This is a genomic window from Nonomuraea sp. NPDC050547, assembly GCF_044457345.1.
GTDB lineage: Bacteria > Actinomycetota > Actinomycetes > Streptosporangiales > Streptosporangiaceae > Nonomuraea.
In genome coordinates this window covers 28,827-42,132 of the sequence record NZ_JBITGW010000029.1, presented here as the reverse complement: position 1 = coordinate 42,132, position 13,306 = coordinate 28,827, and the positions used below count along the sequence as shown (strand labels likewise).

Here is a 13,306-nt window from a genome sequence, read left to right as displayed (position 1 = left end):
CTCGGCGGGTGGAGACGAGTCTGGATCTGCCAGAGATGGAACCCCCTCCGCGACCTGGGCGGCGTCTGGAGCTGCGGTCCGGGCGATGTTTCTGGGATCGCAGGAACGATGGGTCGTCGTGACAGAACGGCGGCGTAGAACCACCGCGGCCGGGGCTGTGGCGCCTCATCGTCACGGGCGGACACGGACCGTGGCCCCGACCTCGACCAGCCGGAAGAGCCGGTCGGCGATGTGCATCGGCAGGCGCACGCACCCGTGCGATGCCGGCCACCGGGGCACGGTCTTCGAGCCGTGCAGGGCGATGCCGTGGTTGAAGTACATGGTCTTGTACATCGACCCGAGCGGGCCCCGGTCCCAGCCGTGGACGCGTCGGAAGACCCGGTAGTCGCCGAGCGGGGTGACCGCGTAGCCGCAGCGTCCCTTCATGCAGTAGTAGCGGTTCGCGCCGGTGGACACGTGCGAGATGAGCCGGATCCGGCCGTGCTCGTACAGGAACAGCACCTGGCGGCTGAGGTCGACGACGACGCCGTCCCGCAGCGGAGCGTGGATCTTGCGGGGTCGCTGGAGAGCCCGCAGGGTCGCGGGGGTGAGTTTGGAGACCGGCCGGATCCCGTTGAGCTTCTGCAGAGCCCAGAGGGCGACCGCGGTCTCTTTGGTGAAGACGCCGTCAACGCGGCCTGGAGAGATGTGAAGCTCGGCCAGGCGCTCTTCCGCCTGGAGAATCTGCGGGTCAATCACACACGCCTCCGTGGGATTCTCCGGCATCCGAATCCGCGGGCTGAGCGGAATTTCCTTCGTTTCAGGAAAGGGGGTTTTCCCTTTATGGGGAAGGCGGCCGATTCTCATCCGTCGGCGAGCCGTCCGGGGATGGCACGTTCCCCTGGACGGCTCGCTCCGCCGTACCGAGCCTGAGGTCAGGCAGGCGGCGTGTGGTTGACGAACGGCGTGCAGTTGCCGGGCCAGGCCGGGTTGCCGCCCTGTCCGGGCCTGGGGTTGACCCGGCAGCTCGTCTGCTTGATCTGACCCGTGCTGCTCAGCACGGTCACGTGCAGCCGGTTGCCCATGACGGTGAGCGAGACGTCGATGACCGAGCCCGGGTAGTTCGGGATCGAGGAGATGTCGTGCCACTTCGGCGTGGTCCGCGGGTCGCGGACGTGGGTGGTGCCGTCGCCGGGCGCGTAGCCGATGAACTTGTTACGGCCCTGGAAGGCGGTGTCGATGGCCTTACCGGGACCCGCCGGGCCGGGAGGGCCTGCGGGGCCCGCCGGGCCCGCCGGACCCGCCGGGCCCGCCGGACCCGCGGGGCCTGCCGGGCAGTCGCATTTGCGGTGGTGGTGCTTGCATCCCCGGCGATGGCCGTGCCCGAACCGCTTGAAGTGCGGCTTGTCGCTCGACACCTGCGGCGGCGCGACCGGCGTCCTGACCTCGGCGGCGTTCGCTCCGGTCGCCGGCACCATGCAACCCGCCGCCGCTGCCGCGGAAGCGGCCAGAATTTGCGCGCTCTTCTTGAGCGCGCTGGAGAAATGCGCCATTAAACAGGCCATCCCTTCGTTTACCTGGGTGATCTCGTTTGGTCGAAATAGCCATTCGAGAGCTACCCGAGGGCTTTCAGGCACAATCCATGGCCAGCGTTATGCGCTTGTCAACATCTCGCAATAATGTCCGACTTTAGGCTTATGGCGTTTTTGATGGGTCATTGGCTGCCGATTAGCGGATTTGAGCTGACAGCGAGCTGCGGCTTGGAGAGATGCCGGTTCCCGCCGGCGCCGGGAGCGTAGGACCACCCTCACAACCAGTTGCCCGACCATGCCGGCCGCGCAGCGCCGTTGTGGGCACCGCGGCCGGATTCTCTCCGACCACCGCCGCGGCGATGCCCGCTACGGCGGGCATCGCCGCAAGGCCAAGGCGCAGCGGGCTGTTTCGCGTCACTCAGGATGGGGGCTGGGAGGAGCTCGCCGACCTCGCCCTGGACTGGGCTCTCAAGCACGCCCGCTGAGCCGCCGGTACGGCGGGCGTCCCACACGGACGTCCCGCCGGGCCGGTTTCACCCTTCCGGAACCACCGGGATGGACCCGCTGAACCCGCGATGGGCCAACGTGGCCGCGGGTGGAGTCCATGGCCCCGACGTCTTCTTCCTCCTGACCTGGGAGACCGTCCCAGCGGCCCGAACCGCGATGATCTGCCGGACCTGCCCGGCACGCCCCTGCCGGGCAGCGGCCGGAGTTCCGCCCAGGCCGGGACCCTGCGATGGCTGACCACCGGAGCGCCCGGCGACATCGTGGTCTGAGCCCGGCCCGGCCGGCACCGGCGCCGCGTCCGGCTCCGGGACGGTAGTGCGGACCTTCTCGCGCAGCCGCAGCCCGGCGATGCCGTGCTCGCGCATCACCCGCTCCACCCGCTTGTGGTCGACCACGATTCCCGCCGCACGCAACTCGGCCGTCACCCGGGGCGAGCCGTAGGTGCCGTCATACCCGGCACGGATGCGCCGCACCTGAACGGCCAATTGCTCGTCGGCCTGGCCGCGGCCCCCTTCAGCCACCGGCAGAAGCCCGAGCGTGACACCTGCAGCACCCGGCACAACCCGCTTCACCCCGTAGAGCGCCTTGTGATCCTCAACAAACGACAAGCGGTCCACCAGTTTGTCCCGTTCGCGAAAAGCTTGGCCGCCTTACGCAGGATGTCCCGCTCTTGCTCCAGCTCCCGAATCCGCGCCTTGAGCCGCTTGTTCTCCTCTTCCAGCACGCCGTCCGAGGGTACGGGCCCGGCCGAGGTGCCCGTGCCGGTCCCGTACCCGCCAGCCGGTCGCCGCCCGCTCTCACCCCGAGCCTGCGCGGCGCGTACCCACACCCGCAGCGTCTCGCGGCCGGCCCCCAGATCCCGCGCGATCGACGTGATCGTCCGGTCCGGCCTCGACAGCACCAACGCCACCGCGTCGGCCTTGAACTCGGGCGGATCGTTCTTCATCACCATCAGGGACATCTCTTCTCCCGGACCTCAAGATCCAGTCTCCAAGGTGTCTACGTTCAAAGGGAAAGGCCCGGAGAACCAGCTCGGCGCGCTCGGGCTGGCGCTGAACGCGGTCATCTGGTGGAACAGCCTCTACATCGACGCCGCCGTCGACCGACTGCGCGAGCAGGGCTTCCCGGTCGCCGACGAGATGTGCGCCCGGTTGTCGCCGATCGCCTTTGACCACATCAACTTCCTGGGCCGCTACGCCTTCACCCGCGCCGAGGTCTCCGGCGGCCTGCGCGCCTTCCACGACGGCGAGCAACCGGTGCGAACCGTGCCGTAGGGCAGCCTCCACGGTGAGGTCCGCCTGCGCTGATCTCGCCGGCGAACAGCGGCCTGTCCTGGCACCGTCGCGGGCCTGCGTGGCGGGCTTGTGCCGACCCGATTTCGGACGGGATCCGGTGCTCGCCGGGATCAGGGCGTGGGCGTCGCCGGCGTCTGGGGCACCCGGCGCTGCCCGCCCTGGCGCGCGGCGCGTGCTGGTGGGGCAGGCCCTACCAGGATGTACCCGTCCACGCCACTGAGCATCGGGCAGCTGGCGGGATCGTTTGCTGTGATCGCCGTCCATAACGTGGTGACCAGCGCCGATACGGCGCTGCATCACCATTCGGGAGAAGTCACTTCATGCGCATCACGTCCAAGATCCTCGCCCTCGCTCTCTCCGCCGCCACCGCCGGCACAGTCCTTGCCACCGTCCCGGCGCACGCCGCCCAGGCCACGACGCCGAGCACAACCGCCTCGCTGCAGAAGGCGATGGACGCACTGGTGGATACCGGCAACGTGGCAGGAGTGCAGGCCAGGCTCACCGAGGCCGGCAACCAGCGCGTGCTGCGCGCCGGGACCGCCCGGATCGGCGGCGGCCGCCCCGTCCCGGCTGACGGGCTGTTCCGCATGGGCAGCGCCACCAAGGTCTTCACCGCGGCCACCGTGCTGCACCTGGCCGGCGAGGGACGCATCAAGTTGGGCGAGCCCATCGCCACCTACCTGCCCGGGCTGCTGCCACGCGAGAACGACATCACGGTGCGGATGATCCTGCAGCACACCGCCGGGATCCCCAGCTACACCGACCTGCCGGAGTTTCCCACTGTCGGCGAGCCGTACCTGAAGCTGCGCTTCACCCGGTTCACCGACGAGCAGCTGGTGGCGGCCTCGCTGGCCAAGCCGCTGAACTTCGAGCCCGGCTCGCGCTTTTCCTACTCCAACACCGGCTATCTGGTGGCCGGGATGCTGATCAAGGCGGTGACCGGCAACAGCTGGCAGAGCGAGGTCACCAAGCGCATCATCAAGCCGCTGGGCCTGCGCGACACCTCCGCTCCCACCTACTCCACCTCGATCCCCGGGCCGCACGCCCACGGCTACATCAAGAAGGCCACCGGCCAATACGTCGACATCAGCCGGCTCAACCCGAGCATCGCCAGCTCCGGCGGCGCGATGATCACCACCACCAAGGACCTGACGACCTTCCTCCACAGCCTGGCCACCGGCAAGGTCCTCAAGCCCGCCCAGCTCGCCGAGATGAAGAAGGGCCTGTTCGTCAACCCCCAGATCGGCGCGTACGGCCTGGGCCTGAGGGTGCAGTCCACCAGCTGCGGCAAGCAGATCATCGGCCACACCGGAGGCATCCCCGGCTACCTCACCGCCGCCTACGCCACCCCCGACGGCCGCACCACGCTGGCCCTGTCGGTCAGCGAGAAGCAGCCGCAGACCGACCAGGCTCCCTTCGAGAAGGCGATCGACGCCGCCTTCTGCGCCTGAGACCGGCCCTGCCGCGAGGTTTCGGCCTCGGGGCAGGGCGCGCGTCTGACGGCATCCAGGGCGGAGGAACCTGCGGGCAGCCGTCGGCACGAGGAGGATCTTGCGGCGACACAGGCTCATCGCCGTCCCGCCCCCGCTGTCAGTCCGTGCCCGGGAGGCGTTCCCTAAGAGCAGGCGCAGCCGCCCTCTCTTCCCCACCAGCCCCGCACATCCCGATCGCAGGTTCCTCACCCCCTCCCGTCACCAAGGAGAACCGATGTCGCCGTCCCACCCCACCAGAGCCGCCCTCGCGCCCCCGCCGGCCGCTCTCCGGTGGCGCCGCGCCCTGGCCCCGGCCACCGCGGCCGCCGTCGCTCTCAGCGTCCTGGGCTTGGCCGCCGCCCCGGCCGCCGCCGAGGCCGACGCGCGGGCCCGCCCGGCCGATGCCGTACAGACAGCTCTGGAAGGCCTGGTCGGCACCGGCGGCTTCCCGGGCACCTTGGCCTCGACGCGCGACCGCGGCGGGCGCGTGCGCGACTACACCGCAGGCGTGGCGGACCTGGCCACCCGGGCGAAGGTCCCCCGCAACGGGAAGGTACGCATCGGCAGGACCACCAAGACCTTCCTCGCCACGCTCGTCCTGCAACTGGCCGGAGAGGGCAAGATCGACCTCGACGCCAGGGTCGAGACCTATCTGCCCGGCTTGATCCGCGCCAACGGCAACGACGGCCGCCGCTTCACCGTCCGCCAAGCGCTCCAGCACACCGCCGGCCTGCCCGACTACGAACACGATCTGCTCGGCTCCTGGCCATCGTGGACCCAGGTCCGCCACCGCTACTTCGAACCCCGCGACATGCTCGACGTGGGCCTGACCCGCCGGCCCGCCTTCGCCCCCGGCACCGGCTGGGCCTACAGCAACACCGGATACATCGCGCTCGGGCTGCTGGTGCAGAAGATCACCGGCCGGCCCCTCGGCGAGGAGATCACCAACCGGATCATCACCCCAGTCCGGCTGCGCGACACCTACTGGCCAGGCGTCGGCGAGCAGAACATCCGCGGCCCCTATCCCAAGGGCTACCGGGCCAAGACCAACGAGCCGGGCGCCGAACTAGCCGAGGTCACACAGCTGGACCCGTCCTGGGCATGGGCGGCCGGACAGATGATCAGCACCCCCCGCGACGTCAACCGCTTCCTGGGCGCGCTGCTCGACGGCCGGCTCCTCAAGCCCGACCTGCTGCAGCAGATGAAGCAGACCATCGCCGCGCCCGGATTCCCGAAAGGCTGGAGCTACGGGCTCGGGCTGATGAAGATCGAACTGAGCTGCGGCGGCCACGCCTGGGCCCACGGCGGCGACATTCCCGGCTACGAGGTCCGCAACGGCGCCACCGAGGACGGACGCGCAGCCACCATCGCCGTCACCGCGATGCCCTACACCAAACCCGCCGCCGACCAGGTCAACGCCGCCCTGGACACCGCCCTGTGCGCCCAGCGATAGCAGGCGCCGCAACGCTCAAAGCCCCCTGGTGGGATGGAACTGAATACGTGAGAAAGGGGCCATGACTCGATCTTGATAGCATAAACGTGCTGCTCAGATGGCCTACGTGGTCGAGGCCCGTTCGGCGTCGTGAGCCTTGAAAGCGTTGTAGAGCGCGCGGCGGGAGACCGTCCGTTCCTTGCCGCTCGCGGTCTTATACGTCAGCCCTTTGGCGATGCTGGTGACGGACTCGCCATCGGCTCGGCGACCGAGCGCGACGCGCATCATGTCCTTGGAGATCACCGCCGGGCGGCCACCGTGCCGACCTTCAGCGGCGGCCAGGGTGAGACCGTCGCGGGTTCGTTCGATCATCATCTCGCGTTCGATCTGGGCGAAACCGGCGAGCACGGCGAAGAAGATCTGTCCCATGCCGCGGGGGTCGTAGATGCCGGCGAGTGGCCCGGACAGGATCTCCAGTTTGGCCCCGAGGTCTTGCAGGGACCAGGCGGTCTCCATGATCTCCCGAATGTCGCGGCCTATACGATCCAACTTGCTCACCACCAGTGTGTCGCCGGGGCGCAGCCGGGAACGCACGTCCTGCCACTGCGGGCGGGGGCTGCCTGCCTTGCCGGACTTCTTCTCGGCGAAGACGTTGACGACGGCGACGTCGGCCTCGTCCAGCGCGGCCAGTTGAACCTCCAGGGTCTGGCCCCGGGTGGAGACGTGGGCGTACCCGAAGCGGCCATGGTCGATCGGGCGGGTGTTGAACTTCGCGGGGCGCTTCGCCGTAGTCTGAGTGTGCGTCAAACCCATGCATCACCTTTGATGCACGTGTTGATGCACAGCCGGGCTAGGGTGAATCGGGCATCCGGTGGGGCCTGGCCAATCGTGCATCTAACGATCGTTAGATGCCATCGCAGGCTTCGGACACGAGAGCTCGCGGTGCGGAATTCCCGCCGCCATCGCCGTATTGGATGGCCGTTCGATCCCTGCTCGGGCAAGATTCTCCCGTGCACCATGCTCTCCTCGGGCTGGCCGAGAACCCGGCACTAACGTCCGAACTGATCGACCAGCTCATCACGGCTGCGGCCACGGACGCGGACGTCGCCGAGGCCGTGGCCTGCCGGGCGGATCTCAGCCGTGTGCAGGTAGCCGCTCTGGCACGCTTGGAGGGCGCCGCCATACGGCTCGCCCACGAAGGGCGGCTCACGGCCGACGACGTCGATCCGGTCGCTCAGCCACAGATCGCCCTCGCTCTCCTCGGCGAACGTTCCGGCAGGCCGGGGTGGGGAAGGCTGCTTGCCGCCGATCCTCTGGCAGAGACCAGGGAGAAGCTGGCGGCCTGCCCCGGCCTGCCCCACGATGTGCTGCAGACGCTCAGCGCCGATCCCGATGTCCGGGTCGCCGCAGAGCTCGCGCTGTGGGCACCCGCGGATATCGCCGGCGAGCTCGCGGCGCATCCCCATGCCGATGTCCGTCGTTCGGTGGCGGCCAACGAAGCGACGCCGGCGATGGTGCTGGCGTCGTTGCTGACCGGTGACGGGCTGTCCCCGGCACGGTCCTGCACGGTATGCGATCGGGAACCGGTCCCGTTCGTTCACGATCCCCACTGCGAACGGTCTAACTGCTCACTGCCGCCGGGCGCTTCCTGCGACGGTTCCCACGAGTCCACCGTTGGGGACATTCAGCAGATGGCGCTTCAGAACCCGGCTGCCCCGGTCGAGGCCGCAGTGGGCTTCGCCGGCCATCCCTCGACTCTGATGCGCGTCGCATTGGCGGCCCGCACCGATCTGCCCGCACAGGTGTACGAGCAACTCGTCGAGGATCCCATCCCGTGGGTGCGCGCAACACTCGCGGACAACCCCTCGATCAGCGAGAACCTGGTCCGCACCCTGGCCACCGATCGCGGCCACGACGTCCAGCGCCGACTCGCCCATCATCCCGACCTGCCGCTGGACGTTCTGTCCGGCATCGCAGCCTCCGCCGGGATCGGCTCGGTGCTGCTGCCGCGCATCGCATCGGCCTCTGGGTCCGAAGTCGCCGCGCTGGCCGCGTCGGCGAACCCGGCGGTCCGCATGCTGCTCGCTCAGCGGCGCGACCTGCCGCCTGAGATCCGAGACGCGCTCGCCGACGATCTGGATGCGAAGGTGGTCTCATCCATCGCGCCGCACCCGGGCCTGTCCGAGGCGCAGTTGCGCGCGATGCTCACGCGCCACGGCACGCGGGTGCTGGCGAAAGTGGCCGCCAACCCGGATGCCACGGCCACGTTGCTGCAGGACCTTGCTCAGCATCGGCCGCCGGCGCGCAAGGCATTCCGCGAGATCGCTCGGCATCCCAGTGCCACGGCCGTGGCACTGCTGGCCTGCCTGGCCGATCGCCAGGCCAGGCCCTTGGCCGCTCGACACCCCGCCTTGCCACCGTCGGCGATCGTCGAACTGCTCGACGACGAAGACTGGCAGGTAGTGGAGGCCGCCGCCGCTAACCCGTCGTTGCCGCTCGCCGCGATGCGGGAGCTGATTCCCTGATCAAGATGGCCTGTTCCGCGTGCTCTCAGCTCACGCGGAACAGGACGCGCGACTCCAGGTCCAAGCGGGTGGCCGGGGTCTGGGGGGTCACCGTAGTCTTGGCCGAGAATCCAACGAACCCATCCCCGACCTGCGATGACACGGCCTTTCAAGCTCATTGAACGTCGCGCTGGGCGGGGTCTTCGCCACCGAATCCGCCTGCCGACGAAGCGTTCGGGCCGCGGAACACCCGGGATCGGGCCCGACGGCGATGCCCGTCGGACAGCAACAGCGGACCATCCAACGAACCCGCCCGCGACGAGCGGAACCCTCAGGGATTCGGGGTCGGTCAGTTCGCGGTCATCGGTGTTCGCGTCGGGCGGCCGATTCGCGGGAGGCGACGTGGTCGGCGACAGCGTCGACACCGGGCCGGGCGTACCGTTCCAGTGAGCGCCTTGCGGGTGGTGAGGAACACCGGGCGCGCAGTCGGCCTTTGATGAGGCTGGGCAGTACCGGACTGCCAGTGCACCCAGTCGGTCGCGCCGCCCTTGGAGATCACGCTGCCGCGTTCGTCATCGGGCAGATCGCGGGCGGGAGCGGGATCACCTCGGCGGCGTTCGCGCTCATGATCGGCGCCCTCCCGGTTCCCGCAGTAAAAGCGTGCACCTCGCGTTGGTGTGGTGTTCCGAGCGTGCCAGGCCGGGACCGTCCCGCAGCAAACTGCGGCCAGGATGGTGCCTAGACATCTCGAAGCGCGTTCCACGTCGATCCGGATACGGTCTATCCGGTCACGGCAGAGTCGGCCACTTCCCTAGATGTACAGAAGAACCTCCATCTCCTCCGGTGCCCCGAACGGCCAAGGCTTGGAGCAGGTCTTCTTTCGGCGCCGGCCGGATGGGCCGGCAGCCCGCCTCGGTGAGTCGATTCCTGCTGACCTTCGACACCAGCACGTTCGAGGGTCGGTCATCGATACGTGGACCTGGAAGGCCGCTGACTTCGCCAAGGCCTGGGCCAGCGGAGCCCCCCAACCACGGGATCACGCTCCGCCCTATTTGGGTTCGAAGAGCCCGCAACGCTCGCCCATACAGCCCACTTTTCAAGTCGAAATCGAGCTCGGATTGTGGCCTGCGTTAAAGATGAGTTAAGCAAATCTGGTTAGCTTCCTTTAAACCCTTGTCCGGCATGCTGCGGAGCATGGCGAACATAAAGATTGCCCTGACGGGAGCAGCCTTCCTCGCTACCTCAGTCGTCCTCGCCTCATGCGGCGGTGGCCCCGGTGCGCAGGGCGACTCCGGTGATCAAGCGAAGTACGCGGCGTGCCTGCGGGATCAGGGTCTCACCGTCACGGAGCGGAGCGACGGGCTGGACATCAAGGCGGACTCCCCGGAGAAAAACAACGCGGCCAAGTCGGCCTGTAAGCAGTACGCCCCGGCCGGTGAGGAGGTGTCGCCCGAGGACAAGAAGCAGGCGATGGACTCCGCGCTCAAGTACGTCGAGTGCATGCGCAAGGCGGGCGTCGACATGCCGGATCCGGAGCAGGATCCCGACGGTGGTGTCGCTGTGAAGCTGCCGGACGGGATGACCGAGGACACGCCGGTGGTTCAGCAGGCGCAGAAGGCGTGTCAGGAGCTCTCTCCTGGGAACTCCGGGTGAGGCGCACGGCGGTGCTGCTGAGCGGCGTAGCGGTGATCGGAAGCGGGGCTGTGGTGGGGTTCATGTACCTCCCCGGTCGTACGGCAGCGCCGGCGTCGAGTCCCAGCGGTGCGCAGACGTCGTCCGTGCCGATCACTCGTTCCGACATGGTGGACACCAAACAGGTCAGCGGCACACTCGGGTACGCGGGCCGCCGCGTTCAGCCCAACCGGGCCGGCGGGGTTGTCACCGCCATCCGGGCCGAGGGAACGGTGGTGCGTCGGGGCGGCTGGCTGTACAAGGTGGAGGGAAAGCCGGTGTTCCTGATGTACGGCGCCGTCCCGATGTATCGCCGCCTCGGTGTCGGCTCGACAGGTCCGGATGTCCAGCAGCTGGAGCTGAACCTGGTCAAGCTGGGATACAAGCCCGGCACGGTCGACAAGACCTTCACCGCGGTGACCGCCAACGCGGTGTGGGCCTGGCAGCGCGAGAAGGGGCTGGTGGCGACGGGCCGGGCCGAGGTGGCCCAAGTGATCTTCTCGGGGGGCGCGCTGCGGATCGTGGAGAACTCCAAGCAGGCGGGGGATGCCGCTGAAGGTTCGGTGGTGACAACGACCAGGACCGAACGGGCCATCACCATCAACCTGGAAACCTCCCACCAGCAATTCGCCCGAAAGGGCGCCAGGGTGAAGGTACAGCTGCCGGACGGCAAGAAGGTCGATGGAACGATCTTCTCTGTCGGAACCGTCGCACGGCCGGGGAAGGATGCGGACAGTCCGGCGACGATCGAGGTCAGGGTCAAGGTCGGCGGCGAACTGGGCAGGCTGGATCAGGCGCCGGTCACGGTCGAGCTGCGAACCGGGCGCCGCAAGGACGTGCTGTCGGTGCCGGTCGAGGCCCTGATTGCGCGGGCAGGCGGCCAGTACGGCGTGCGGGTGGTGCGGGGCGGCACCCGCCGGGTGGTGCCGGTCGAGACGGGCCTGTTCATGGGGAGCCGCGTGGAGATCTCCGGCGCAGGCTTGTCGGAGGGCGTGAGAGTCGAGGTGCCCAAGCTATGACCGCCGTCGTCGAGCTGAGCAAGGTGTCCAAGGAGTTTCCTGGTGGCGTTCTGGCGCTGCGAGGAGTGGATTTGCGGGTGGATACCGGAGAGCTGGTCGCCATGGTCGGCCCTTCCGGGTCGGGCAAATCGACGCTGCTCAACATGATCGGTACCTTGGACCGGCCAACGGGGGGCCAGGTGCGCATCGCCGGCTACGACGTGGCGCGGTTGAGCGACCCCGAGCTCTCGGCGCTGCGTGCCCAGCACATCGGGTTCATCTTCCAGCAGTTCCACCTCGCGGACGGTGTTTCCGCTCTCGACAACGTCGCTGACGGTTTGCTGTATGCCGGGGTGGCGCGGCGTGAACGCCGGCGACGGGCGGGTGAGGCATTGGAGCGTGTCGGCCTGGCGGGTCGGCTGGAGCACCGATCGAATCAGATGTCGGGCGGGGAGCGGCAGCGGGTCGCCGTGGCCCGCGCCGTGGTCGGGGAGCCTTCCCTGGTGCTGGCCGATGAGCCGACCGGCAACCTTGACACCGCATCAGGGGCAGAGGTTCTCGCGACATTGCGGAATCTGAACGCCGCCGGCGCCACTGTGGTGATCATTACGCACGATCTGGAGGTTGCGGCCGCCGCGCCACGCCGGATCCACATCCGAGACGGCCTGGTCGTCGAGACTGGAGCGCTCCGATGACGGTTCGGAACGGCGAAGCACGGCTGACACCGGCCCGGATGAACCTGGAGGATGTGGCGCGGGTGGGTGTGGCGGGGCTACGGGCCCGGCCCACGCGGGCCGTGCTGTCCGCGTTGGGGATCGCCATCGGCATCGCGACCATGGTGGCGGTGCTGGGCATCTCCTCTTCCAGCCAGGCTCGCGCGATGGAGACCCTGGACGCGTTGGGAACGAACATGTTGACCGTCGCCCCCGGCAAGCAGTTCTCCGCGCAGAAGGCCAGGCTGCCGAAGAACGCCGGCCGGATGATCCGGGGCGTGGAGCATGTCGCCATGGCCGGTCAGACCGGTGATACCGGCAAGGCCATCTACCGCAACGATCGCATCCCTTCGACGCGCACCGGTGGCCTTCAGGTCCGCGCCACGTCCCTGGAACTGCTGGAGGTCCTGCAGACCCCTGTCCGCAGCGGAAGGTGGCACGATGCGGCCACCGCGGCGCAACGCACCGTGGTGCTGGGATCCACGGCCGCCACCCGGCTCGCCGCCACCGCCGGCGACTCGGTGTGGATCAACGGTCAGTGGTGGACGGTGATCGGGGTCCTGGCCGAATCGCCACTGGCGGAGGACGTCGACGTCGCCGCGCTGGTCGGCTTCGCCGCGGCGGATGCCTTCCTCGGTTTCGATGGACACCCGACCCTGGTCTACACGAAGATCGCTGAGGAGAAGGTCACGGAGGTCAGGGCGTTGCTGAATCACGCGGCGAACCCGGAGCATCCGGAAGAGGTCACGGTCAGCCGCCCCTCCGACGCCCTGGAGGCGAAGGCGGCCGTAGCGGGGGCCTTCACCAGCCTGTTGCTTGGTGTCGGCGGAGTGGCCCTGCTGGTGGGCGGGGTCGGCATCGCCAACACGATGATCATCTCGGTACTGGAGCGGCGTCGTGAGATCGGCCTGCGTCGCGCGCTCGGGGCCACCACCGCCCAGGTTCGCATCCAGTTTCTCGCCGAATCCCTGATTTTGGCCGGGGCGGGCGGGCTCACCGGCTCGCTGCTGGGAGTGGTCGGCACCATCGGGTTCGCGCTGACGCAAGGGTTGCCGCCGGTCGTGCCCACGTGGGTGATCGGCGGCGGACTCGGCGCCACACTCGCCGTCGGCGCCATCGCCGGACTCTACCCGGCGATGCGGGCCGCTCGGATGTCGCCGACGATGGCCCTGTCCGCCTGAGACTTACCATGACGACCGACAT

The 13,306-nt window shown here is 68.7% G+C and carries 11 protein-coding genes and 1 pseudogene; 8 read left to right on the top strand and 4 right to left on the bottom strand.

The features are described 5' to 3' along the window. Window positions 1-171: 171 nt before the first annotated feature. From ACIBHY_RS50025 to ACIBHY_RS50015, 3 genes and pseudogenes are all read right to left on the bottom strand, one after another. Window positions 172-738: a L,D-transpeptidase family protein gene (locus ACIBHY_RS50025; protein WP_397252865.1), complete on the bottom strand. Its 567-nt coding sequence runs from the start codon at window positions 736-738 to the stop codon at window positions 172-174. Window positions 739-914: 176 nt separating this feature from the next. Beyond that, window positions 915-1,532: a hypothetical protein gene (locus ACIBHY_RS50020; RefSeq protein ID WP_397252866.1), complete on the bottom strand. Its 618-nt coding sequence runs from the start codon at window positions 1,530-1,532 to the stop codon at window positions 915-917. A gap of 767 nt (window positions 1,533-2,299) precedes the next feature. Then, window positions 2,300-2,970: pseudogene (locus ACIBHY_RS50015) on the bottom strand (IS3 family transposase); the annotation flags it as partial. A 43-nt stretch (window positions 2,971-3,013) separates the two neighbouring features. On the opposite strand from ACIBHY_RS50015, the gene ACIBHY_RS50010 reads away from it, so the two are divergent. The 3 genes from ACIBHY_RS50010 to ACIBHY_RS50000 all read left to right on the top strand — a co-directional run bounded on the left by ACIBHY_RS50010 (window position 3,014) and on the right by ACIBHY_RS50000 (window position 6,238). After that, window positions 3,014-3,292 carry a Tn3 family transposase gene (locus ACIBHY_RS50010; protein WP_397310501.1) on the top strand — a complete coding sequence of 93 codons (279 nt, stop codon included), beginning with the start codon at window positions 3,014-3,016 and terminating at the stop codon, window positions 3,290-3,292. Between the two features lie 341 nt (window positions 3,293-3,633). Then, window positions 3,634-4,764, top strand: coding sequence for a serine hydrolase domain-containing protein (locus ACIBHY_RS50005; protein WP_397310500.1), 1,131 nt, complete (start codon window positions 3,634-3,636; stop codon window positions 4,762-4,764). 256 nt (window positions 4,765-5,020) lie between these two features. Beyond that, window positions 5,021-6,238, top strand: coding sequence for a serine hydrolase domain-containing protein (locus ACIBHY_RS50000; RefSeq protein WP_397310499.1), 1,218 nt, complete (start codon window positions 5,021-5,023; stop codon window positions 6,236-6,238). Between the two features lie 102 nt (window positions 6,239-6,340). Here the strand turns inward: ACIBHY_RS50000 and ACIBHY_RS49995 are convergent, their stop codons facing one another. Beyond that, on the bottom strand, window positions 6,341-7,024 hold the full coding sequence (locus ACIBHY_RS49995; protein WP_397310498.1) for a recombinase family protein: 684 nt from the start codon (window positions 7,022-7,024) through the stop codon (window positions 6,341-6,343). Window positions 7,025-7,227: 203 nt separating this feature from the next. Between ACIBHY_RS49995 and ACIBHY_RS49990 the strand changes: the two genes are divergently transcribed. From ACIBHY_RS49990 to ACIBHY_RS49970, 5 genes are all read left to right on the top strand, one after another. Next, a complete protein-coding gene (locus ACIBHY_RS49990) occupies window positions 7,228-8,742 on the top strand; it encodes a hypothetical protein (protein ID WP_397310497.1) in 1,515 nt (504 codons plus the stop codon). Window positions 8,743-9,915: 1,173 nt separating this feature from the next. Continuing rightward, window positions 9,916-10,374 carry a hypothetical protein gene (locus tag ACIBHY_RS49985; RefSeq protein ID WP_397310496.1) on the top strand — a complete coding sequence of 153 codons (459 nt, stop codon included), beginning with the start codon at window positions 9,916-9,918 and terminating at the stop codon, window positions 10,372-10,374. Between the two features lie 11 nt (window positions 10,375-10,385). Continuing rightward, window positions 10,386-11,411, top strand: a complete 1,026-nt coding sequence (locus ACIBHY_RS49980; protein WP_397310495.1) for a peptidoglycan-binding protein — start codon at window positions 10,386-10,388, stop codon at window positions 11,409-11,411. Then, a complete protein-coding gene (locus ACIBHY_RS49975) occupies window positions 11,408-12,085 on the top strand; it encodes an ABC transporter ATP-binding protein (protein WP_397310494.1) in 678 nt (225 codons plus the stop codon). The genes ACIBHY_RS49980 and ACIBHY_RS49975 overlap by 4 nt, the downstream gene beginning before the upstream one ends. After that, window positions 12,082-13,284, top strand: a complete 1,203-nt coding sequence (locus ACIBHY_RS49970; protein ID WP_397310493.1) for an ABC transporter permease — start codon at window positions 12,082-12,084, stop codon at window positions 13,282-13,284. The genes ACIBHY_RS49975 and ACIBHY_RS49970 overlap by 4 nt, the downstream gene beginning before the upstream one ends. Window positions 13,285-13,306 lie beyond the last annotated feature (22 nt).